Source organism: Achromobacter denitrificans NBRC 15125 (assembly GCF_001571365.1).
GTDB lineage: Bacteria > Pseudomonadota > Gammaproteobacteria > Burkholderiales > Burkholderiaceae_B > Achromobacter > Achromobacter denitrificans.
On the sequence record NZ_BCTQ01000017.1, the window covers coordinates 14,696 to 36,139 of the forward strand.

Below are 21,444 nucleotides of genomic sequence, written 5' to 3' on the forward strand. Positions count from 1 at the left end.
GCGCGGCCCGTTCCGTTTCAGTCGCGCGTTTCCAGCACCTTGTTGACCCGCAGGGCGATCAAGGTGCATGCCGCCCCGGACAGCAGATAGACGCTGACCGCGACGAGCCCGAATCGCGCCGACAGGCCCAGGGCCACCAGGGGCGCGAACGCCGCGCCGATCAGCCACGCCATGTCGGAAGTCAGCGCCGCGCCGGTGTAGCGGAAGCGCCGGGTGAAATTGGCGGTGACGGTGCCCGAGGCCTGGCCATAGGACAGGCCCAGCAGCACGAAGCCCACCAGGATGAACGCGTCCTGCGCCTTGGGCCCGCCGCCCAGCAGCCAGGGCGCGAACAGCGCGAACACCCCGATCATCGCCGCCAGCAGGCCCAGCGTGGTGCGCCGGCCGATGCGGTCGGCCAGCCATCCCGAGGCGATGGTGCCCAGGATGCCGAGCACCGCGCCCACGATCTGCACGATCAGCACGTCCGGGATCTGCTGCGTGCCGCTGACCGCGATCCACGACAGCGGAAACACGGTGACCAGGTGGAACAAGGCATAGCTGGCCAGCGCCGCGAACGCCCCGATGAACAGGTTGTAGCCTTGCTCGCGCACCATCTGGCCGGTGCTGATGGGTTCGAGTTCGCCTTCTTCCAGCAGCTGCGTGTATTCCTCGGTGACGACGAGGCGCAGCCGCGCGAAGAGCGCCACCACGTTGATGGCGAAAGCCACGAAGAAAGGATAGCGCCAGCCCCACTCCAGGAAATCGGCCTGGGTCAGCGTCACGTGCAGGAACAGGAACAGCGCGCTGGCCACCATGAAGCCCACGGGCGCGCCCAGCTGGCCCAGCATCGCGTACCAGCCGCGGCGATTGGGCGGCGCGTTCAGCGCCAGCAGCGAGGGCAGGCCGTCCCAGGATCCGCCCAGCGCCAGCCCCTGCAGGCAGCGGAACGCCGCGAGCAGGAAGATCGCATGCCCGCCGATGGCGCTGTAGCCGGGCAGGAACGCCATGCCCACCGTGGCCGTGCCGAGCAGGAACAAGGCGATGGTCAGCTTCGTTGCGCGCCCCCAACGCCGTTGCACGGCCATCGACAGCGCCGTGCCGACGGGCCGCATGATGAACGCGAAAGAGAAGATGACGAAGGACCAGAGCGTGCCTTCGAGGGGCGCTTCGAAAGGAAAGAAGACCTGCGGGAACACCAGCACGCAGGCGATGCCGAAGACGAAGAAATCGAAGTATTCGGAGGCTCGTCCCACCACCACGCCCACGGCGATTTCGCCTGGCGCCACCTTGGCGTGGCTGCCTCCGCCGCCCGTCGCGCCCGGCTGCGGAAAAGAAGGAGCGTGGCCCGGATATTGCGTGGTGGTCGCCATGTGATTGCTCGCTGAAGGAAGTTCGAAAAACGCCTTGCCTACGATCCTGCAACACAGCTGCCTGCGGAGCGCCCGCTGCGCGCAGACCCGCCCCATTCCTGGGATGCAGCCCTGGCCCGCATGCCTTGCCCCGCATACTTTTGTTCTTTTTACCCTAGATTTTTCGCGGCTTCCAGCGTAGTGTTGCGTTTACTTCCCACGGTTACGTTTCGGGGTATGGCCATGCCGTCCTTCCCAAGGCTCCGCGGATTGATCCTGTTTCCCGCCCTGCCATTGCTCGCCGGATGCAATGCGGTGCTGCTCTCGCCCTCGGGCGACGTGGCCGTGCAGCAGCGGAACCTGATCCTCATCTCCACCGGCTTGATGCTGCTCATCATCGTGCCGGTCATCATCCTCACCCTGCTGTTCGCCTGGCGCTACCGCGCCAGCAACCAGGGCGCGCGCTACGACCCCGAATGGAACCATTCCACCGTGCTGGAGCTGCTGATCTGGGCGGCGCCGCTGCTCATCATCATCGCGCTCGGCGCGCTCACCTGGGTCAGCACGCATCAGCTCGATCCCTATCGTCCGCTGGCGCGCCTGTCCGAAGGCCGTGAAGTACCGCCCGACACCAAGCCGCTGGTGGTCGAGGTCGTGGCGCTGGACTGGAAGTGGCTGTTCGTCTATCCGGAACAGGGTGTGGCGGCGGTCAATGAAATGGCGGCGCCGGTGGACCGCCCCATCCAGTTCAGGATCACCTCGTCGAGCGTGATGAACTCCTTCTTCATCCCCGCGCTGGCAGGCCAGATCTACGCCATGCCCGGCATGCAGACGACGCTGAACGCGGTCATCAATCATCCCGGCGAATACGAAGGCCTGTCGGCCAACTACAGCGGCTCGGGCTTCTCCGGCATGCGCTTCAAGTTCCATGGCGTGGATCACCAGGGCTTCGAAAAATGGGTGGCCGACGCGCGCGCGTCGGGCGCCTCGCTCAGCCGCGACGCCTATCTCAAGCTGGAGCAGCCCAGCGAGCGCAATCCCGTGCAGCGTTATGCCTCCGTGGCGCCCGGCCTGTTCGAGGCGATCGTGAACCGTTGCGTGGAACCCAACCGCATGTGCATGCGCGACGCGATGGCCATCGACGCGCAGGGCGGCATGGGCATCCCCGGCGCGCTCAACGTCACGACCCTGGATCCGGAAACGCGGCAGCGCCTCGGCCTCACCGGCACGCCGCCTCGCAAGTACGTGGGCGCGATGTGCACGGCCACGCAGGGGCTGGTGCTGTAGCGGGCCGCGGACGGCGCGGGCTTCATGAAATCCTGGTCTTTATGGTGGAATCGAGATGCCTGATCAATCAGACCTCACCAAGCTGATCTTCGGTCGACTGACCTGGGAAGCCATTCCGTACCACGAACCCATCCTGCTCATCACTTTCCTGGTGGTGGCGGTCGGCGGCCTTGCCCTGCTGGGCGTGATCACGTACTACCGCAAGTGGGGCTACCTGTGGCACGAATGGTTCACCAGCATCGACCACAAGAAGATCGGCATCATGTACGTCATCCTGGGCATCGTGATGCTGCTGCGCGGCTTCGCCGACGCCATCATGATGCGCCTGCAGCAGGCGGTGGCGTTCGGCGATTCGGCCGGCTACCTGCCGCCCCACCACTACGACCAGATCTTCACCGCGCATGGCGTGATCATGATCTTCTTCGTGGCCATGCCGCTGGTCACGGGCCTGATGAACTACATCGTGCCGCTGCAGATCGGCGCGCGCGACGTGGCCTTCCCGTTCCTCAACAACTTCAGTTTCTGGATGACCACGGGCGGCGTGATCCTGGTGATGATGTCGCTGTTCGTGGGCGAGTTCGCGCGCACCGGCTGGCTGGCTTATCCACCGCTTTCCGGCATCCTGCACAGTCCGGACGTGGGGGTCGATTACTACATCTGGGCGTTGCAGATAGCGGGGGTGGGGACGCTGCTGTCGGGCGTGAACCTGCTGGTCACCATCGTCAAGATGCGCGCGCCCGGCATGACCATGATGCGCATGCCCATCTTCACCTGGACCGCCCTGTGCACCAACGTGCTGATCGTGGCGGCCTTCCCCGTGCTGACGGCGGTGCTGGCGCTGCTGTCCATGGACCGCTACGTGGGCACCAACTTCTTCACCGCGGACTTCGGCGGCAACGCCATGATGTACGTGAACCTGATCTGGATCTGGGGCCATCCCGAGGTCTACATCCTGATCCTGCCGGCCTTCGGCATCTTCTCCGAAGTGGTCTCCACCTACTGCCGCAAGCGCCTGTTCGGCTACGCCTCCATGGTGTACGCCACCGTCGTGATCACCGTGCTGTCCTACCTGGTGTGGCTGCACCACTTCTTCACCATGGGGTCCGGGGCCAGCGTGAACTCGTTCTTCGGGATCACCACGATGATCATTTCGATCCCGACGGGCGCCAAGATCTTCAACTGGCTGTTCACCATGTACCGCGGCCGCATCCGCTTCGAAGTCCCCATGCTGTGGACCCTGGGCTTCATGGTGACCTTCGTGATCGGCGGCATGACGGGCGTGCTGCTGGCCGTGCCGCCCGCCGACTTCGCCCTGCACAACAGCCTGTTCCTGATCGCGCACTTCCATAACGTCATCATTGGCGGGGTGCTGTTCGGCCTGATGGCCGGCATCACGTACTGGTTCCCCAAGGCCTTCGGCTATCGGCTCGATCCCTTCTGGGGAAAATGCTCGTTCTGGTTCTGGCTGGTCGGCTTCTACGTGGCCTTCATGCCGCTGTACGTGCTGGGCCTGATGGGCGTGACCCGCCGCGTCAATCACTTCGAGGACATGTCGCTGCAGATCTGGTTCCAGGTGGCCGCCTTCGGCGCGCTGCTGATCGCCTGCGGCATCGCCAGCTTCCTGATCCAGCTGGTGGTCAGCTACCGCCGCCGCGAATCGCTGCGCGACGACACCGGCGACCCCTGGGACGGCCGCACGCTCGAATGGTCCACGTCCTCGCCGCCGCCCAGCTACAACTTCGCCTTCACGCCGCGCGTGCACGACCTGGACGCCTGGTGGCAGATGAAGCAGCACGGCTACGAGCGGCCGCGGCAGGGCTTCATTCCCATCCACATGCCCCGGAACACCTGGGCGGGCATCGTGCTCGCCGGCATCAGCGTCGTCATGGGATTCGCGCTGATCTGGCACATGTGGCCGCTGACCGTGCTGTCGTTCGCGGCGCTGATCCTGGTATCCATCGTTCATACCTTCAACTACAAGCGCGACTACTACGTGCCGGCCGACGATGTCGTGCGCACGGAGGACGCGCGCACGCAATTGTTGGCGAGAAACCATGTCTGATACCGTCGCCCCCACCCTGCCCCCCGGCGCCGCGCCGTCCGCGGAGCCCGTGTTCTACGTCCCGGGCGAACACCACCCCCAGAACGGCACCCTGCTGGGCTTCTGGGTCTACCTGATGAGCGACTGCCTCATCTTCGCCTGCCTGTTCGCCACCTACGGGGTGCTGGGCCGCAACTACGCGGCGGGCCCATCGGGCGCCGACCTGTTCGACCTCCCGCTCGTGGCGGTGAACACCTCCCTGCTGCTGCTGTCGTCGATCACCTACGGCTTCGCGATGCTGGAGATGCGGCGCAACCGCATCGGCGGCACGCAGCTCTGGCTGGCCGTGACCGGCATCCTCGGGCTGGGCTTCCTGGGGCTGGAACTGTATGAATTCGCGCACCTGATCCACCAGGGCGCGGGCCCGCAGCGCAGCGCCTTCCTGTCGTCCTTCTTCACGCTGGTGGGCACGCACGGGCTGCACGTCACCTTCGGCATCGTCTGGCTGGTGACGATGATGATCCAGGTGCGGATGCACGGCCTGATCCCCGAAAACCGCCGCCGCCTGATGTGCCTGTCCATGTTCTGGCACTTCCTGGACCTGATCTGGGTCGGGGTGTTCACCTTCGTCTATCTCATGGGAGTCCTGCCATGACCGCGCATACGGATCACCTGGCCCATCCGGGCGGCCACAATGGGCATCACGACGACGACGGCGCCGCCCACGGCACTTTCAAGAGCTACATGACCGGCTTCGTGCTGGCGGCCATCCTGACCGCCATCCCCTTCTGGCTGGTCATGGACCGCGTTTTCGAGGATTCCCGGACCACCGCGCTGGTGATCCTGGCGTTCGCCGTGGTGCAGATCGTGGTCCACATCGTCTACTTCCTGCACATGGACACCAAGTCGGAAAGCGGCTGGAACATGTTGGCGTTAATATTCACGCTGGTGCTGGTCGTCATCACGCTCAGCGGATCCATCTGGATCATGTATCACTTGAACTCCAATATGATGCCCATGTCCACGCATGACATGCGCAAAATGCCCTGATGCCCGCAGTAAAAGACTCTTCTTCCGGCGACACCTCCCGTAATCCGCGCAGCGCAACCACCCTGGTCATCCTGGGTGCGCTTGCCGTGGCCATATTCGCGGGGCTGTGCGCCCTGGGCACCTGGCAGGTCCATCGCCTGGCCTGGAAGCGCGCGCTGATCGCCCAGGTCGAGCAGCGCGCCCACGCGCCCGCCACGCCCGCGCCGGCCCGCGCCGAATGGCCGGCGCTGAGCGCCGACAACGCCGAGTACCGCCGCGTTTCCGCCTCCGGCACCTACCAGTACGACCGCCAGACGCTGGTGCAGGCCGCGACCGAGCTGGGCAGCGGCTACTGGGTCATGACGCCCCTGCAACTGGCCGACGGCGGCACGGTGCTGGTCAACCGCGGCTTCGTGCTGCCCGAATGGCGCAAGGCCCAGGCGGGCGCCGCGCAAGCGCCCGCGCAGGCCAGCGTCACGGGCCTGCTGCGCATGGGCGAGCCGGGCAGCGGCTTCCTGCGCAACAACGATCCCGCGGCCAATCTCTGGTATTCGCGCGACCTGCCCGCCATCGCCACCGCGCGCGGCCTGTCGGACGTGGCGCCGTACTTCATCGACGCGGACGCCGTGGCCGGCGAGACCGACGCCCGCAAGGCCCCCGTCGGCGGCCTGACCGTGCTGTCCTTCCCCAACAATCACCTGGTGTATGCCATCACCTGGTACGCGCTGGCCGCCATGGTGCTGGTCGGCGCCTTCATCTTCGTGCGCGAGGAAAAGCGGGCTCGCCGCAAGGGCTGAGCCGCGCCCGCCGGGGCCGGTGTCCTACAATGAGGGCCGGGAACACCATGAGGCGCGATGCGCTGCGTGGTGTTCCCTTTGTTTTTCCAATCCCTCTACAGGAGTCCCCCGGATGAAAAAGACGCTGCTCGCAGCCGCAATGGTCACCACTTTTGCAGGCGTCGCTCAGGCAGAATCGTCGGTAACTCTCTATGGTGTCATCGACACCGGCATCGGCTACAACAAAATCAAAGGCGATGGATACGACGGTAGCAAACTCGGCATGATCAACGGCATCCAGGCCGGTTCGCGTTGGGGCCTGCGCGGCTCCGAAGACCTCGGAGACGGCCTGCGCGCCGTGTTCAAGCTGGAAAGCGGCTTCGACTCCGCCAACGGGCAACGCGGACAATCCGGCCGGCTGTTCGGCCGCCAGGCCACCATCGGGCTGGCCAACGACGCCTGGGGCACGCTGGAGTTCGGACGCCAGGCCACCATCGGCTCGAACTACCTCGCCGACATCGACCCCTTCTACACCAGCTACACGCAGTCCAACCTGGGCCTGGGCTTCAGCGCCGCCAACACCATGCGCTGGGACAACATGGTCATGTACCGCACGCCCTCGGTGAACGGCTTCGAGATGGGCGTGGGCTATTCGTTCAACGCGGACGACACCAACGCGGACCAGTCCGGCTTCGGCACCGCCGACAATACCCGCGGCATCACGGCCGGCCTGCGCTACGTCCAGGGCCCGCTCAATGTCGCGCTGACGTACGACCAGCTCAACGGCTCGAACCGCGCCGCCATCGACCACGGCGCCACCCCGCGCCAGTACGCCCTGGGCGTGTCCTACGACCTCGAAGTCGTCAAGCTGGCGGCCGCCTACGGCCGCACCACCGACGGCTGGTTCGTGGGCCAGGACCTGCCCGCCGGCACGCCGTTCAGCGACGAGTTCGGCACCAACCGCTTCGTCGATGGCTTCAAGGCCAATGCCTACATGCTGGGCGCGACGCTGCCCGTGGGTGGCGCCGGCAGCCTCTTCGCCTCGTGGCAACACGTCTCGCCGAACAACGACAAGCTCACCGGCGGCGATACCAACATGAACGTCTGGAGCGTGGGCTACACCTACGACATCTCCAAGCGCACCAACCTGTATGCCTACGGCTCCTACGGCAAGGACTACGCCTTCATCGACGGCCTGAAGAGCACGGCCGCGGGCGTGGGCGTGCGCCACACGTTCTAAGCCTCTGCGCGGCGGACGCGGGCGCCGGGATCAGACCGGCGCCTTCTTCCGCCCCGGCGACTCGCCGTAGGTGCGCCGATACATGGCGATGAACGCGCTGTCGCTGGCGTATCCCATCGCATGCGCCACGGCCGTGACGGAGGCGCCCTCGGCCAGCCGGGCGCGCGCCGCCAGCAGGCGGCACTGCGTGCGCCAGCGGCCGAACGGCAGGCCGGTCTCGGCCAGGAACAGCCGCGCCAGCGTGCGGCCGCTGGCGCCTACGCGGCCGGCCCAGTCCTCGATGGACAAGGAGCAGGCCGGATCGGCCAGCAGCTCCCGCGCAATCGGCGCCAGCCGGCGGTCGCGCGGCATGGGCAGGTGCAGCGGCGCCGCCGGCGCCGCGGCCAGCTCGTCGAGCAGCGTATCCACGATGCGCGCCTGGCCCGCGTCCAGCGCGGCGTCCGCGGACCACTGCGTCACGCGCAGGATCAGTTCGCGCAACAAGGGATTCACGTCCAGGATCATCGGTTCGGCCGGCAGGCCGGGATAGGCGTCCACGTCGAAATACAGGCTGCGGTAGGCGAACCTGCCGTGCATGGCGGTGCGGTGCGCGCAGCCGGCGGGGAGCCACGCGGCCTGCAGCGGCGCCAGCTGGCCGACGCGGTCCGGCAAATACAGCGTGACGCCGCCCTCGGCCTGGTAGAGCAATTGCGCGCGCCTGTGGGCATGCCAGTCGGAGGCGTGCGCCCGCGTGTCGATGGCCAGCCCCACCACGGGGCAGGTGGCCGTGTCCGGATCGGCCACGGCGTCCGGCGAATAATGCGGCATGTCGGATTCGCGATGTTTTATGTCTGAACATCGCGATTCTGCTGGGTTCGGGCTGGATACGCTAGTGCCCTTTTGCCCGAAGGACCACGATGTCTCCCGCCCGCTGCCCACGCGACGGCCTGCCGCCGCGCGGCCTGATCATCGCGCTGCTGGCCTTGCCGCAGATCGCCGAAACCATACTGGCTCCCGCCCTGCCCGATCTCGCCCGCCACTGGCGCGTGGACGCGGGCACCGCCCAATCCGTCATGGGCGTTTTTTTCCTGGGCTTCGCCGTGGGCGTGCTGCTGTGGGGACACCTGGCCGATGCCTGGGGCCGCCGGCCCGCGCTGCTGGGCGGCCTGGCGACGGGCCTGGCGGGCACGCTGGCCGCGCTGCTCGCGACCCGCTACGAGCTGCTGCTGCTCGGGCGGTTCATCCAGGCGCTGGGCCTGGCCACCTGTTCGGTCACCACGCAGACGCTGCTGCGCGACCGCCTGAGCGGCGCGCCGCTGACCCGCTATTTCGTAACGCTGGGCGCGGTGCTGGCGTGGTCGCCCGCCCTCGGGCCGCTGGCCGGGCAATTGGTCTCGGACCGGCAGGGCTACCCGGGCGTGCTGATGGCCATCGCGCTGGCCATCGGGCTGGCGCTGCTGGCCGGCTGCGCGCTGCTGCCGGAAACCCGCGGCGGGTCCGCCCGCCCCGTCGCGCTGCCCGCCCTGGCCCGGCGGATGCTGGGCGACCGATCGCTGCGCTGCGCGGCCCTGCAGGTCGCCGGCCTGAACCTGCTGGTGTTCTCGTTCTATTCGGCCGGGCCCTTCATGACGGGTCCGCTGCCGGGGCTGGGATTCGGCTGGATCGGACTGGCGGTTGCGCTGGCCGGCAGCCTCGGGGCCCTGTTCAATCGCCGCCTGCCGACTGGCGCGGGGCCGGCGCGGCGCGTGGCGTACGGGCTGCGCTGCGTGCTGGCCGGCGTGGCGGCCCAGGCGATCGTCATCCTGTTCGATCCTGCGCCCGGCCCGCTGTGGGCGCTGGCCGCGCTGCCGCTGTTCGCCGGCTACGGGCTTGCCATCCCGAACCTGCTGGGTCCCGCGCTGACGCACTACGGCCACTGCCTGGGACGCGCCGGCGCGCTCTTCGGCGTGGCCTACTACAGCCTGCTGGGCCTGGGGCTTGCGGCCACGTCCTGGCTGCCCTTCGATTCGCCGCGGCCCCTGTCCCTGGCCTGGCTCGCGGTCGCCGTCGCGTTGCTGGCCGCGCATCGCGCGCAGCGGCGCGAGCAGCGCTGAACGCCCCGGCCGGCCCGACTAGGGCCGCGACGCCGCCTTCCATTCGGCGTACAGGCCGTCTTCCCCTGCGGGCCGCAACGGCCGCAGCGGCAGCGATTGCCGATCCGGCGGCAGCGCCATCTGCGCATAGACCGCGGCGGTCGACATGCCGTAGGGCTCGCCGTCCTCGTTGGAGTAGGCGTAGAAGGCGCGCGCGATCCCGCACAAGTGCATGGCGGCCATGCACATCGGGCAGGGATGCCCGCTGGCATACACCACGCACCCATCCAGGCGCGGACGGCCCAGCGCGCGGCTGGCGTGGCGGATGGCCTGGATTTCGGCGTGGGCGGTGGGATCGTGCGAGGCCAGGATCTCGTTGACGCCGCGCGCCACCACCTTGCCCTCGAACGCCACCACGGCGCCGAACGGGCGGCCGCCGTCGCGCATGTTGTCGCGCGCCAGGGCCACGGCCTCGCGCATCAGGGCATCATCGGTCAAACGGGAATCTTCGACTGGCATGGCGAATCTCCGGGAAGTGGATCGATCGGCCCGATGGCGGACCGCGGCATGCGGGCATTCTTGCACGTTCGCGGCGCGGGCAGCCCTGGTTCGCCGTCAACTACCGCAGCTGCGGCAAGCCGGCGGCTGGCGGCCGAAAGGCTGGCGCGCCGCCTGGAAAGAACGCCGGCTCCCGAAGCAGGGGGATAAGGGCCGAATCTGGCCGTTTTTCGGCCTATTTCATCCTGCGTATTTCGCCGGCAATTCGAGTATCTTGGCGGCTTCCCGAACAATCCCGGAAATCCCTCCATGAGCAACGTTCCCAACGCCAACCCGGGCGCCGGCGCCCAGCCCAGCGCCGACGCCTTCCTGCAATTCCTGGTCAACCTGGTGAACAACGGCAGCCAGATCGAGAGCATCGGCGTCACCCTGCAGATGGGCGGCATGCTGGTGTCGGGCTCCATCGTGTCGGGCGCCGAATACTTCGACAGCTTCGCCGCCAGTTTCACCGGCTCGCTCAACACGGTGGACGACGCCACCCGCGCGACGGTGCACGCCTCCCTGGCCGAGCTGGGCGACGTCTTCCGCGTGCCGCAACCCGCGGATCCGCTGCCGAACTACATCCACCTGTCGGACGCCCTGTTCTTCACGGCCGACGGCACTCCCATCGCCGGGCAGCCCACGCTCTGGCGCGGACGGACCAGCGCGGTGGACGGCTTCATCCTGGGCCGCCTGCAGGCCGAAGCGGCCGCCTGAACGCGCTCGGCGCCCGCCGGCTCAGCGCGGCCCGGCGGCGCCCGGGGCGCGCCGCAGGAAGCGTTGCTCCGTCACCACGCTGCCCCACTGCCGGCCTTCCGATTCGTCGGTCAGCCCGAAGCCCGCGGATTCGTAGAGGTGCCTGGCGGCGTCCAGCCCCTTGAAGGTCCAGAGATAGGTCTCGTCGTAGTGCGCGTCGGCGAACGCCAGCGCCCGTTCCAGCAAGGCCCGGCCCACCCCCATTCCCCGCAGCGATTCATCGACGATGAACCAGCGCAGATGCGCCTGGCGCGCGTCGAGGTCGCCATCGATGACGATGGAGGCCAGCGTCCGCGCGCCATCCACGTACAGCCACAGGTTCTTGCCCGCCGCGGGCAGGCCTTCGGCGAATGCCGCCAGCTCCGTCGCCACCTTGCGTTCAAAATACACGCCGAAGCCCGAGGCCTGCGCGTAGTAGCGCGCGTGCAGGCTCGCCACGTCGCCGATGCAGCCCGGCGCATAGCCTTCGCGTATCTGCGACTCGATGCCGCCGCTGCCCGGCGCCTGGGCCGTGTTGGGATTCTCTTTCGACAAGGCGTCGGCGTAGAGCGACAGGAAGCGGATCAGCGATTGCTGGTCGGCCGGGGCCAGTTGCCGCAGCGCGCGCGATACCTGGTCGGTGGCGAACTGGTCGATCCGGCCGCGCAGGTCGCGCCCCGCCGCGCTCAGGTAGAGCCGCGAGGCGCGCGCGTCGTCGGTGTCGGTTTCGCGCGTCACCAGGCCGGCCGATTCGAGCTTGGCCACCTGCCGGCTGGTGTTGGATTTGTCCAGGCGCAGGATGGCCGCCAGATCGCGCGCCTGGATGCCCGGCTGCAGGCCGATCTCGATGATGGCGTGGACCGCGGACGGAGCCAGCTCGCTGCCGGCCAGCGAGGAACGCATGAAGCCCAGCTCGCGCACCAGCTTGCGGGAGAACTCCCGCAGGTCCTGGATGGTCTTGTCCCGCGACTGGGAAGGAATGTCGATAAGGTCCATGGCGCGCCTCAAAAGTTGCGACTCGCAACCAATATACTTGCGAGTCGCAACCAATTCAAGCCCCGCCGTGCAAGCCGCTCACGGTGGCCGCGGGCGCCTCAGGACGGCCGCTTGAAGTCCGCCCGGGCCCGCTCGACGGTTTCGCGGCAGACGCAGCCGTCGAGGTGGTCGTTGACCATGCCCACCGCCTGCATGAAGGCGTGCAGCGTCGTCGGCCCCACGAAAGTCCAGCCGCGCTGCTTGAGGGCGCGCGACAGGGCGACCGAAGCGGCCGAGGTGGGATTGTTGTTCCAGTAGTCCAGGTCCACCGCGGACGGCCGCTCCCGCGGCGCCGGCTCATGCTTCCACAGCCAGCCCGCCAGCGAGCCCGTTTCCTCGGCCAGCTCGCGCGCGCGCCGGGCATTGTTGATCGCGGACACGATCTTGTTGCGGTTGCGCACGATGCCCGGGTCGGCCATGAGGCGTTCCACGTCGCGCTCGGTATAACGGGCGACCCGCTCGAAATCGAAATCGTCGAACGCGGCGCGGAAAGCCTCGCGCTTGCGCAGGATCGTGATCCAGGCCATGCCTGCCTGGAAACCCTCCAGGCAGATTTTTTCGTACAGCCTGCGGTCGTCCGCCACCGGACGCCCCCATTCGTGATCGTGATAGTCGGGCATGGACGGCTGCCAGAAGCAGCGCGCCACGCCCGCGCCATCGGTGATCAAGCCGGAAGCGGCGCCCCCCATGCCTTCGTCCTCCACGATGATTCCTAGCGTTTGCCCGGCACGGGGCAGGTCAGGTCGCCTTCCTCGCACTTGAGGTACGCGCGCAGTTCCTTGGTGCGCGCCTGGGTCAGCTTGTCCAGGCAGGTGCTCAGGGCCATCGGATAGGCGCTGCCGCCCGAGGTGCCGGTCGAGGCGAAGGCGCACTCCGCGTCGCGGAAGAAGAGCCAGGCCCGCTGCGCGGCGTGGAACTGGGTGGCGGCGGTCTTGTCGTCCTTCAGGCGCGCGTTCACTTCCTGGTAGGCGGCGTTCAGATCGGCGTCGGACTTGCGGTACGCCTGGTCGGCGCACAGGCTCATGTCCGTCTGCGTGGCCGCCTTGCCGCAGTCCAGCGGCCGCGGCAGCGGCTGCGCGTGGGCGGCGGCCGCCAGCGCAAGTACGGCCGCGGCCGTGATTGCGATACGCATGGGTTTCCTCCTGTGGGTCTGCGCGGTCCGGGCGCCCGCTGCTGCGGGGTTCCGGTAGATGGGGAAAGTGTCTCATGGATGGCCGGGGTTCCGCTGGCGGGGCCGGCGTCGCCTAACATTGGGGGATGAAAATCCAATTGCTCTCCGATCTGCATCTCGAAACCGACCCCGACTTCCTGGCGCGCCCCGCCCCCGGCGCCGAGCTGCTGGTGCTGGCGGGAGACATCGGCTCGTACCGGCGGGGGTCCCGCCTGGAACGCCCCGACTTCGGCCTGGGCAGCTACTCGCCGCGCAACGGCTGGCCCGTGCCGGTGGTGTACGTGCCGGGCAACCACGAGTACGACAACCTGGATTTCGACGAAACCCACGAACGCCTGCGCGCGCTGTGCCGCGACCTGGACATCCACTGGCTGGAACGCGAAACGCTGGTCGTCGGCGGCACGCGCCTGGTCGGCACCACGCTCTGGACCGACTTCGACGCCCTGGCCGCCGACAACGACCCCTTGGGCGAGGTCATGAAAAAGCGCGCCAAGGCGTTCCGCGCGGCCGACTTCTACCTGGAAAAGGCCGAGATGCGCCGCGATGGCGCGCCTTTCATGGCCGAGCAGATGCGCGAGCAGGGGCTGGCCTGCCAGGCGTGGCTGGAGGCCGCCCTGCGCGAACCGTTCGACGGCCCGACGGTGGCGATCACCCACTTCGCGCCCACGCTGGCCAGCGCGGATCCGCGCTACGGCGTGACCCCGGGCACCGCGGGGTTCTGCAACGCGCTGGACCGCCTGCTGCCCTTGGCCGACTGCTGGATCCACGGGCACCTGCACTGCCCGCAGGACTACGTGCGCGACGGCTGCCGGGTGATCGCCAATCCGCTGGGCTACGCCAAGAAGGGCGAGCAGGAAGCCTTCGCGCCCGAACGCGTCTGGGACCTGGCCGCGCCTAGAACTTGAGGCTGGCGGTCAGGCCGTAGGTGCGCGGATCGCCGGCCTTCACGTAATCCGAGGACTGGTACAGCCAATAGCGCTTGTTCGCCAGGTTGTTGATGCCGGCCCGGAACGTGGTGTCGTAACCGTAGATCCGCGTGTCGTACGTAGCGCCGATGTTGACGATGGCGTAGTCGTCCACCTGCACCTGGTTGGATGCGCCCAGCATGGCGCTGCCGGTGTACTTCACGTCGGCGCGCAGCTTCAGGCCCGGCAGTTGCGGCACCGCGTAGGCGACCTGGGCCGCGGCCACGAACTTGGGCGCGCCGGCGACCCGGTTGCCCGTGAAGGCGGAGCCCTGCTTGTATTCGGTGTCCAGGAACATCACGCTGCCGCCCACGTTCCAGTTCGTGCCGATGCGCGTGGAAGCGCCCAGCTCCAGGCCCTGGTAGATCGACTTCCCATCCTGCACCAGTTCATTGGACGCGTTGGCGTACTCGGCCTTCTTCTCGATGCGGAACAGCGCCGCGGTCGCCGCCCAGCCGTCCTGGTTCGTCTTGAGGCCCAGCTCGTACTGCTTGCTCTTGAGCGGATCGAGCAGCGCGCCGAAGTTCGCGTAGGTATTGCCGACCGACGAACCCGGCTCCAGCGATTCGATGTAGCTCGCGTAGGCCATGGTCTGCGGCGTGACGTTGTACATCAGCGCCACCGTCGGCGTGAGCACCCCATTCTTGTCGTAGCGAGAAGCGCGCGCGCCGGTGGCGTCGAAGCCGACCTGTTCGTAGTCCGTGTAGCGCACGCCGCCCAGCACCGACCAGCCGCCGGTCAGGTCGATGGTATCGCTGGCGAACAGCGCCTTCTGCGTGATCTCGGCCGCGCGGTACAGGTCCAGGCTGCCCTGGCTGTAGTAGGTGTTGGTGTTCTGCGACCGCAGGTTGCCGGTGCCCTGGAGCTGGTACACACCGTTGGCGCTGTAGTCGTTCTTCTGCTTCTGCCACGACGCGCCCGCCACCACCTGGTGCTTCAGCGGCCCGGTGGCGAACCGGCCTTCCACCATGCCCTGCCACTGGTTGTAGGCATAGGCTTCGCCGTAGTCCGAGCGGTAATCGTCGTAATCGCCCGCCTGGTTCTGCAGGAACAGCACCGATTCATTGCGCCGGGTGCGCGTGGAGCTGTAGCTGTAGTCGGTGCGCAGCGTCCAGTCGTCGGACAGCCGATACTTCAGCCCGGTCGAATAGAAGCGGAATTTGTTGTCGGCGTAGGGGCCTTCGCCCACCATCGTGCCGTCGTCGTTGCGCACCGGCGACGGCAGTTCGGTGCCCGCCATCGCGCCCGCGTAGATCGTGGGCTCCTGGCGGATCGCCTTGCGATCCTGGTAGATGGACTGGAAATCCCAGGTCAGCCTGTCGGTCAGGCGCGCGTCCAGCGCCAGCGAGACCGAATCCTGGTAGAGCGAACCGCCGTTGTAGGTATTGCCTTCGTCATGCGTCGCGTTGAGCCGGTAGCCGAAGCGGCCGCCCTCTCCCACGCGGCCGCCCAGGTCCGCGTGCTCGCGCAGCAGCCCCTTGGACACGTAGCCCAGCTCGATGCTGCGCACCGGCTCATCGGTGGGCTTCTTGGTGACGTAGTTGATCAGGCCGCCCGGCGAGCCGAAACCGTACATGAAACCCGAGGCCCCCTTGAGCAGGTCGATCTGCTCGAAATGGTCGTACGGCAGGGTCGTGACGTAGCTCAGGAACGGCTTGCCGTCGATGCGGTACGAGTTCTGCCAGTCCAGCGGCAGCCCGCGCACGCTCAGATAGCTGGCCCAGGCGCCGTACGACGCGCTGTTGTCGGTCACGGAGGCATCCAGCGCGAACACGTCGCCCAGCTTATTGACCTGCCGCTCCTCGATATCCGCGGCGGTAACCACGGTGGTGGAGAATGGCGTCTCCAGCTGGCTGCGGTTGCCCAGCGCGCCGGTATTCACGGGCGCCGACAGATGCTCCAGCGTGTCGTCCACCGAGGTCGCGTTGACGGTCACGGCGGGCAACTGGGCCACACCTTGCGTCTCCCCCGGCGGCGCCGCGGCGGACTGGGCATGAGCGCCCGCGGAATGGACGATGCCCAGGGTCAGGGCGAGGGCATACGGCGCAACGGCATGCCGCGCTTGCTTGCGCGCGCGGCTCTTCCTGGCGGAAGCGGGACGGACCACGTTGAATTCTCCAGAGCGGGAGGGGAAGGAATGGGGGAGTTTTATAAATAGGACTGATTCGCAATTATATTATCAGCTGCGAACTTCCCCATCCCGCTCTGGCCCCGCGATCACGGCTTGGACGCTTTCTCCAGCTGATCGCGCATCCGTTTCTCCTGGTCGCGCAGCTCCGGCGTGAACTCCTCGCCAAAATCCTCCATCTCGTACAGCGGGCGGATTTCGATATCGGACGGGCCCGGCATCGGGTTGGGACAGCGCTTGGCCCATTCGATCGCCTCTTGCAGGGACGCGCACTGCCAGATCCAGTAGCCGGCGATCAATTCCTTGGTTTCGGCGAAGGGGCCGTCTATCACCTGCCGGCTGCTGCCCGAAAAGTGCACCCGCGCCCCCTTGGAACTCGGTTTCAGGCCGTCGCCCGCCAGCATCACCCCCGCCTTCAACAGCTCCTCGTTGAATCGCCCCATGTCGGCCAGCAACTGCTCGGTGGGCATCACCCCCGCTTCGCTATCGGCGGTAGCCCTGACTTGAACCATGAATCGCATCTCGGTCTCCTCGTGGATGGTGGAACTTGCATGCTCCATCCCCACGACGAACCGCGCCAGGCGAAATCGACAACGGTTGCAAAAAAAGTGTGAAAAAAAACATGACGCCCCGGGGAGCGTCATGGGTCCTGGCTGCCTCGGCGAACGAGGATCAGCGCATCACGGCGCCGGATTCGGCTGGCGGGCGTGGATCTTGTCGATGGCCTCCAGCACCTCGGCCGACAGGGTCACGTCCACGCTGTCGATGTTCTCCTTCAGCTGCTCCAGCGTGGTGGCGCCGATCAGGTTGCTGGTCACGAAGGGACGCTGGTTCACCCAGGCCAGGGCCAGGTGGGTGGGCGAGATGCCGTGCGCGCGGGCCAGTTCGACGTATTGGCGCGTGGCGGCCTCGGCCTGCTCGTTGCTGTAGCGGGTGAAGCGCGTGTAGAGCGTGAGACGGGCGCCGGCCGGGCGGGCGCCATCCAGGTACTTGCCGCAGAGCATGCCCATCGCCAGCGGCGAATAGGCCAGCAGGCCCACGTCTTCGTGATGGGTGAATTCCGACAGGCCGATCTCGAACACGCGGTTCAGCAGGCTATAGGGGTTCTGGATCGACGCGATGCGCGGCAGGCCCTTGTGCTCGGCGAACCGCAGGAACTGGCCCACGCCCCAGGGCGTCTCGTTGGACACGCCGACGTGGCGCACCTTGCCGGCGCGCACGAAGTCCTGCAGCACTTCCAGCGTTTCCTCGATCGGCACGGTGTGCTCGTCCTTCACCCAGGGGTACGCGAGCTTGCCGAAGGTGGCGGTGCTGCGGTCGGGCCAGTGCAGCTGGTACAGGTCCAGGTAGTCCGTCTGCAGGCGCTTCAGGCTGGCGTCCAGGGCCGCGGTCAGGTTCTTGCGGTCCAGGAAGGTCTTGCCGTCGCGGATGTGGCCGGGACGCTTGGCGTCGCGCACCGGGCCCGCCACCTTGCTGGCCAGCACGATGTCATGGCGACGCTTGCTGCGCGCGAGCCAGGTGCCGATATAGGTCTCGGTCAGGCCCTGGGTTTCCGGCTTGGGCGGCACCGGATACATCTCGGCGACATCGACCAGGTTGATGCCGCGCTCCAGCGCGTAGTCGAGTTGCTCGTGCGCCTGGGCTTCGGTGTTCTGTTCGCCCCAGGTCATGGTGCCCAGGCCGATCAGGCTGACATCCAGGTCGGTGCGGCCGAGTTTGCGGTATTTCAAGTTCTGCTCCGTGCGGGATCGCTTACAAGGAAGCCGACACCTTACTCCAAGATTCCTTACAGGCGCATGCCGGCAAAGGCGGCCCGCCGCCGCCGGGATCCGGGTAAGCCGCCCTTGCCGACGCCGATCGAATCGGCATACGCTTGACTCCCGACCGACCCTGGGAAACCGACGTGCTGCGGGAAATCGACGAGACCTATATCTTTTTCATCTGCGTCGTCGTCTTCCTGGCGATCATCGAGCTCGGCTTCCGCCTCGGCCGCAGGCAGCGCCGGGCCTCGGACGAGGCCGCCAAGACCCACATCGGCGGGCTGCAGACCGCCCTGCTCGGCCTGCTGGCGCTGTTGCTGGGGTTCACCTTCGCGATGTCGGTCACGCGCTTCGAGGCGCGCAAGAACCTGGTGCTGGAGGAAGCCAACGCCATCGGCAACGCCTACTGGCGATCGCAATTGCTGCCTCCCGCCGCCCGCGACCCGATCGCCGCGCTGCTGCTGGAATACGTGACCACGGCGCTGGATTTCCACGACGCCGACAACGACAGCGTCCGCCTGGCCACCGCGGGCGCCACCTCGCGCCGCATCGAACGCGAGATCCGCTCCACGGCGGCCAGCGTGCTGGAATCCCCGCCGTCCATCTCCAGCATCATGTTCATCCAGGCCATCAACGAGATGGCCCAGGTCAACGAAAAGCGCCGGGTCGCGCTGGAGAACCACGTGCCCGAGCCCGTGTTCTACCTGCTCTTCATCGTCACCTCGGGCGCCATGGCGTACATCGCCTACGGTACCGGCCTGCAAAAGCGCAGGCGGTTCATCTCGACGGGGCTGTTCGCCACGCTGATCGCGCTGGTGCTGACTTTCATCCTGGACGTCGACCAGCCCGCCTCCGGCGTCATCATGGTCAGCCAGGAAAGCATGCAGCGGATGAAAGCCACGCTGGAGCAGGAGCGCTAGGGCCCGCCCCCTGCCCCGCCCGCCTCAGTACTGGTAGCGCATCGTCAGCATGGCGCTGCGGCCCGCGGCCCAGGCGCCCTGGCTGTAGAAACCGATCTGGCTGTAGTACTTGCGGTCGAACAGATTATTGACGTTGAGCTGCGCGCTCAGATTGCGGTTGAAGCGGTAGCGCGCCATCAGGTTGGTGATGGCGTAGCTGCCCTGCCCCACGCGTTCGTTGCCGTTCGGGCCGCTGGCGATGCTGTACACATGGCTTTGCCAGTTCACGCCGCCGCCCACGGTCAGGCGGTTCCACTCGCCCGGCAGCTGGTAGGTGGTGAACAGCCGCACCAGGCTGCGCGGCTGGTCGGTCTGGATGGCGTTGCCCTCGCCATCGCTCGCGGTCCAGTGCGACCAGCCGGCGGCCAGGTTCCAGCCCGGCGTCAACTCGCCCGAGACCTCCAGGTCGAAGCCGCGGCTGCGGGTGCCCTGGGCCGCGGTGTAGGCCGGGTTGATGGTGCCGGGCACCATATGGCCCGGATCCTCCTGGGCCACGTTGTCCTGGTCCACCTGGAACACGGCGACGCTGGCATTGAGCCGGCCTTCCAGGAATTCGCCCTTGATGCCGGCCTCGTAGGATTTGCCTTCGAGCGGATCCAGCCAATTGCCGTTGCGGTCCTGGAAACTCTGCGGGTTGAAGATGCCGGTGTAGCTGACGTAGGCGGTGTAGTTCTCATTGATGTCGTACAGCAGGCCGGCATACGGAATGAACTCGCTCTTGTCGAACGCCTGGCGATCGCCGCCGCCGAAGCCCGTGGAATCCGTCTTCCAGGTGCTGTAGCGGCCGCCCACGATGAGCTTGAGCGGATCCGCCAGGTTCAGGCGCAGCGCGCCGTACCAGCCGGTCTGCTTGGTGGTGTAGCGCGTGGCGCTGACGGACGCGTCGTTCCATTCGGGCTCCGGATAGGAGCCGTCCCAATCCAGGAAATTGCCCACGGACGCCGGCGAAATGGCCGAGCGGTAATCGAAGTCGGCGTACTGGCGGTTGAAGCTCGCGCCCACCACCGCCTCGTGGCGGCGGCCAAACAAGGTGAACGGCCCCGAGGCCTTGAGGTCCACACTGTTCTGCTTGCGGTCGCCCAGGTACCAGGCGGGCGAGGCGCCCATGCCCAGGCCGGTGTTGCGGTCGGGCCAGTCGTACAGGTAGAGCAGCTTCGCGTCCATCTCGTTCTTGGAGTGCGAGCCCACGGCCTGCACGGTCCAGCCACTGTCGAAACGGTGTTCCAGGCTGGCGAACGCGCCCTGCGTCGTGCTGCCCCACGAGGTCCAGTCCGCGCCGGTGTTCAGCGACCGGGCCCAGTCCGTGCGGCCGCCGTCGGTGTACCACAGCGGAAAGCCGCCCCAGTTGCTGCGCTTCGGCTCGTTGTCCTGGTAGTTGAAGCCCACGCTCAGCGTGGTGCGCGAGGTAAGGTCGGCATCCACCACGCCGTAGAAGATCTTCTTGCGGTTCTGGTAGCCGTCCAGGTAGGAATGGTTGTCCTGGTAGGCCGACACGATCCGGCCGCGCACGTTGCCGTTGGCCGACAGCGGCGTGGACAGGTCCAGCGTCCCGCGGTAGGTATCCCAGGTGCCGGCGCTGACGCTCATGTCGGCCGTGAACTCGCGGCTGATGGCGTGCTTGCGCACCAGGTTGATGGAGGCCGAGGGATTGCCGGTGCCCGACATCAGGCCCGTGGCGCCGCGCACGACTTCGACGCGGTCGTAGATGATGGGATCCAGCGCCGATTCGCCCGCGGCATAGCCGATGTCGAAGCTCGTGGGGACGCCGTCATACATGTAGTTGCTGATGCTGAACCCGCGCGAGTTGAACGAATAGCGCTCGCTGTCGTAGTTCTGCACCGAGATGCCCGGCGTGCTGGCCATGACGTCGACCAGCGAGAGCATGTTCTCGTCTTCCATGCGCTGGCGCGTGACCACCGTGACGGACTGCGGCGTTTCCCGCAACGTGAGCGACAGGCCGGTGCTGGCGGCGGTGGCCCGCGGCGTGTAGGAGCCGGTGCCTTCGGTGGTGGCGATGTCGGTGTCGCCCACTACCTGCACCGTGGGCAGCGTGGCGACATTGCCCTCCTGCGCGGCGGCCGCGCCGCAGGCCAGCGCCATCAACGCCAGGGCGGGCGTGCGCCGAAGCGCGAAACGGCGGCCGACGAAAAGTCGGCGGCCGGCAGGCCGTGGATCTTGCATGTTGGCTTCCTTTCCCGTTTTGAATCATCAAATCGGCAGAAAGTTTAATGCAAATGATTCTCATGTGTTTTCTTATTGTTGTAAAAACAACGGCAACGTACGTCCCTGTTTTCCTTGAAGATCGACATGGCGCAGAGGGGATGGCAAGCCCCGGGGGGCCCGCCCACACCCTGCGTACTTGGCCTTCAGCGCCGGAACGGCTTGGCGGCGCGGCGGCG

General features: G+C 67.1%; 20 protein-coding genes. 10 read left to right on the plus strand and 10 right to left on the minus strand.

What is annotated here, in order from left to right; genetic code table 11:
* Positions 1-17: 17 nt before the first annotated feature.
* Positions 18-1,352 (minus strand): MFS transporter, encoded by a 1,335-nt coding sequence (locus ADE01S_RS15520; protein ID WP_062682625.1) that lies wholly within the window; start codon positions 1,350-1,352, stop codon positions 18-20.
* A 222-nt stretch (positions 1,353-1,574) separates the two neighbouring features.
* Between ADE01S_RS15520 and cyoA the strand changes: the two genes are divergently transcribed.
* From cyoA to ADE01S_RS15550, 6 genes are all read left to right on the plus strand, one after another.
* A complete protein-coding gene (gene cyoA / locus ADE01S_RS15525; RefSeq protein WP_062682723.1) occupies positions 1,575-2,618 on the plus strand; it encodes a ubiquinol oxidase subunit II in 1,044 nt (347 codons plus the stop codon).
* A gap of 55 nt (positions 2,619-2,673) precedes the next feature.
* On the plus strand, positions 2,674-4,680 hold the full coding sequence (gene cyoB / locus ADE01S_RS15530; RefSeq protein WP_062682626.1) for a cytochrome o ubiquinol oxidase subunit I: 2,007 nt from the start codon (positions 2,674-2,676) through the stop codon (positions 4,678-4,680).
* On the plus strand, positions 4,673-5,314 hold the full coding sequence (gene cyoC / locus ADE01S_RS15535; RefSeq protein WP_062682627.1) for a cytochrome o ubiquinol oxidase subunit III: 642 nt from the start codon (positions 4,673-4,675) through the stop codon (positions 5,312-5,314). The genes cyoB and cyoC overlap by 8 nt, the downstream gene beginning before the upstream one ends.
* A complete protein-coding gene (cyoD, locus tag ADE01S_RS15540) occupies positions 5,311-5,709 on the plus strand; it encodes a cytochrome o ubiquinol oxidase subunit IV (RefSeq protein ID WP_062682628.1) in 399 nt (132 codons plus the stop codon). Before cyoC ends, cyoD begins: the two co-directional genes overlap by 4 nt.
* Positions 5,709-6,485: an SURF1 family protein gene (locus tag ADE01S_RS15545; protein WP_062682629.1), complete on the plus strand. Its 777-nt coding sequence runs from the start codon at positions 5,709-5,711 to the stop codon at positions 6,483-6,485. The genes cyoD and ADE01S_RS15545 overlap by 1 nt, the downstream gene beginning before the upstream one ends.
* A gap of 112 nt (positions 6,486-6,597) precedes the next feature.
* The gene (locus ADE01S_RS15550; protein WP_062682630.1) at positions 6,598-7,704 is read left to right on the plus strand and encodes a porin; all 1,107 of its coding nucleotides are present in this window, start codon (positions 6,598-6,600) and stop codon (positions 7,702-7,704) included.
* 30 nt (positions 7,705-7,734) lie between these two features.
* Here the strand turns inward: ADE01S_RS15550 and ADE01S_RS15555 are convergent, their stop codons facing one another.
* Positions 7,735-8,511, minus strand: a complete 777-nt coding sequence (locus ADE01S_RS15555) for an AraC family transcriptional regulator (RefSeq protein ID WP_062682631.1) — start codon at positions 8,509-8,511, stop codon at positions 7,735-7,737.
* An 89-nt stretch (positions 8,512-8,600) separates the two neighbouring features.
* Here ADE01S_RS15555 and ADE01S_RS15560 point away from each other — a divergent pair, with 89 nt between their 5' ends.
* The gene (locus tag ADE01S_RS15560; RefSeq protein ID WP_062682632.1) at positions 8,601-9,776 is read left to right on the plus strand and encodes an MFS transporter; all 1,176 of its coding nucleotides are present in this window, start codon (positions 8,601-8,603) and stop codon (positions 9,774-9,776) included.
* An 18-nt stretch (positions 9,777-9,794) separates the two neighbouring features.
* Here the strand turns inward: ADE01S_RS15560 and ADE01S_RS15565 are convergent, their stop codons facing one another.
* Positions 9,795-10,274, minus strand: a complete 480-nt coding sequence (locus ADE01S_RS15565; RefSeq protein ID WP_207554416.1) for a nucleoside deaminase — start codon at positions 10,272-10,274, stop codon at positions 9,795-9,797.
* A gap of 288 nt (positions 10,275-10,562) precedes the next feature.
* On the opposite strand from ADE01S_RS15565, the gene gvpU reads away from it, so the two are divergent.
* A complete protein-coding gene (gvpU, locus tag ADE01S_RS31915) occupies positions 10,563-11,009 on the plus strand; it encodes a gas vesicle accessory protein GvpU (RefSeq protein WP_172600280.1) in 447 nt (148 codons plus the stop codon).
* Between the two features lie 21 nt (positions 11,010-11,030).
* Here gvpU and ADE01S_RS15575 read toward each other — a convergent pair whose 3' ends face one another.
* From ADE01S_RS15575 to ADE01S_RS15585, 3 genes are all read right to left on the minus strand, one after another.
* Positions 11,031-12,023: a helix-turn-helix domain-containing GNAT family N-acetyltransferase gene (locus tag ADE01S_RS15575; protein WP_062682633.1), complete on the minus strand. Its 993-nt coding sequence runs from the start codon at positions 12,021-12,023 to the stop codon at positions 11,031-11,033.
* Between the two features lie 98 nt (positions 12,024-12,121).
* Positions 12,122-12,751, minus strand: coding sequence for a DNA-3-methyladenine glycosylase I (locus ADE01S_RS15580; protein ID WP_062682726.1), 630 nt, complete (start codon positions 12,749-12,751; stop codon positions 12,122-12,124).
* A 23-nt stretch (positions 12,752-12,774) separates the two neighbouring features.
* Positions 12,775-13,194, minus strand: a complete 420-nt coding sequence (locus ADE01S_RS15585; RefSeq protein WP_062682634.1) for a lysozyme inhibitor LprI family protein — start codon at positions 13,192-13,194, stop codon at positions 12,775-12,777.
* A gap of 125 nt (positions 13,195-13,319) precedes the next feature.
* On the opposite strand from ADE01S_RS15585, the gene ADE01S_RS15590 reads away from it, so the two are divergent.
* On the plus strand, positions 13,320-14,138 hold the full coding sequence (locus ADE01S_RS15590; RefSeq protein WP_062682635.1) for a metallophosphoesterase: 819 nt from the start codon (positions 13,320-13,322) through the stop codon (positions 14,136-14,138).
* Here the strand turns inward: ADE01S_RS15590 and ADE01S_RS15595 are convergent.
* The 3 genes from ADE01S_RS15595 to ADE01S_RS15605 form a co-directional block, all read right to left on the minus strand.
* Positions 14,128-16,305 (minus strand): TonB-dependent siderophore receptor, encoded by a 2,178-nt coding sequence (locus ADE01S_RS15595; RefSeq protein WP_062682636.1) that lies wholly within the window; start codon positions 16,303-16,305, stop codon positions 14,128-14,130. The genes ADE01S_RS15590 and ADE01S_RS15595 overlap by 11 nt on opposite strands.
* A 110-nt stretch (positions 16,306-16,415) precedes the next feature.
* Positions 16,416-16,847 (minus strand): YciI family protein, encoded by a 432-nt coding sequence (locus ADE01S_RS15600; protein ID WP_062682637.1) that lies wholly within the window; start codon positions 16,845-16,847, stop codon positions 16,416-16,418.
* A 159-nt stretch (positions 16,848-17,006) separates the two neighbouring features.
* On the minus strand, positions 17,007-18,056 hold the full coding sequence (locus ADE01S_RS15605; protein ID WP_062682638.1) for an NADP(H)-dependent aldo-keto reductase: 1,050 nt from the start codon (positions 18,054-18,056) through the stop codon (positions 17,007-17,009).
* Between the two features lie 143 nt (positions 18,057-18,199).
* Between ADE01S_RS15605 and ADE01S_RS15610 the strand changes: the two genes are divergently transcribed.
* On the plus strand, positions 18,200-19,006 hold the full coding sequence (locus ADE01S_RS15610) for a bestrophin-like domain (RefSeq protein WP_228468629.1): 807 nt from the start codon (positions 18,200-18,202) through the stop codon (positions 19,004-19,006).
* A gap of 24 nt (positions 19,007-19,030) precedes the next feature.
* Here the strand turns inward: ADE01S_RS15610 and fhuE are convergent, their stop codons facing one another.
* Entirely contained in the window at positions 19,031-21,226 is a 2,196-nt protein-coding gene (gene fhuE / locus ADE01S_RS15615) for a ferric-rhodotorulic acid/ferric-coprogen receptor FhuE (RefSeq protein ID WP_062682640.1), read from the minus strand.
* Positions 21,227-21,444: the final 218 nt, after the last annotated feature.

What these genes read in the sequence shown, in the direction of transcription:
- ADE01S_RS15520 (WP_062682625.1), bottom strand. Translation starts at nt 1,352, where the DNA reads ATGGCGACCACCACGCAATATCCGGGCCACGCTCCTTCTTTTCCGCAG.
- cyoA (WP_062682723.1), top strand. Translation starts at nt 1,575, where the DNA reads ATGCCGTCCTTCCCAAGGCTCCGCGGATTGATCCTGTTTCCCGCCCTG.
- cyoB (WP_062682626.1), top strand. Translation starts at nt 2,674, where the DNA reads ATGCCTGATCAATCAGACCTCACCAAGCTGATCTTCGGTCGACTGACC.
- cyoC (WP_062682627.1), top strand. Translation starts at nt 4,673, where the DNA reads ATGTCTGATACCGTCGCCCCCACCCTGCCCCCCGGCGCCGCGCCGTCC.
- cyoD (WP_062682628.1), top strand. Translation starts at nt 5,311, where the DNA reads ATGACCGCGCATACGGATCACCTGGCCCATCCGGGCGGCCACAATGGG.
- ADE01S_RS15545 (WP_062682629.1), top strand. Translation starts at nt 5,709, where the DNA reads ATGCCCGCAGTAAAAGACTCTTCTTCCGGCGACACCTCCCGTAATCCG.
- ADE01S_RS15550 (WP_062682630.1), top strand. Translation starts at nt 6,598, where the DNA reads ATGAAAAAGACGCTGCTCGCAGCCGCAATGGTCACCACTTTTGCAGGC.
- ADE01S_RS15555 (WP_062682631.1), bottom strand. Translation starts at nt 8,511, where the DNA reads ATGCCGCATTATTCGCCGGACGCCGTGGCCGATCCGGACACGGCCACC.
- ADE01S_RS15560 (WP_062682632.1), top strand. Translation starts at nt 8,601, where the DNA reads ATGTCTCCCGCCCGCTGCCCACGCGACGGCCTGCCGCCGCGCGGCCTG.
- ADE01S_RS15565 (WP_207554416.1), bottom strand. Translation starts at nt 10,274, where the DNA reads ATGCCAGTCGAAGATTCCCGTTTGACCGATGATGCCCTGATGCGCGAG.
- gvpU (WP_172600280.1), top strand. Translation starts at nt 10,563, where the DNA reads ATGAGCAACGTTCCCAACGCCAACCCGGGCGCCGGCGCCCAGCCCAGC.
- ADE01S_RS15575 (WP_062682633.1), bottom strand. Translation starts at nt 12,023, where the DNA reads ATGGACCTTATCGACATTCCTTCCCAGTCGCGGGACAAGACCATCCAG.
- ADE01S_RS15580 (WP_062682726.1), bottom strand. Translation starts at nt 12,751, where the DNA reads ATGGGGGGCGCCGCTTCCGGCTTGATCACCGATGGCGCGGGCGTGGCG.
- ADE01S_RS15585 (WP_062682634.1), bottom strand. Translation starts at nt 13,194, where the DNA reads ATGCGTATCGCAATCACGGCCGCGGCCGTACTTGCGCTGGCGGCCGCC.
- ADE01S_RS15590 (WP_062682635.1), top strand. Translation starts at nt 13,320, where the DNA reads ATGAAAATCCAATTGCTCTCCGATCTGCATCTCGAAACCGACCCCGAC.
- ADE01S_RS15600 (WP_062682637.1), bottom strand. Translation starts at nt 16,847, where the DNA reads ATGCGATTCATGGTTCAAGTCAGGGCTACCGCCGATAGCGAAGCGGGG.
- fhuE (WP_062682640.1), bottom strand. Translation starts at nt 21,226, where the DNA reads ATGCAAGATCCACGGCCTGCCGGCCGCCGACTTTTCGTCGGCCGCCGT.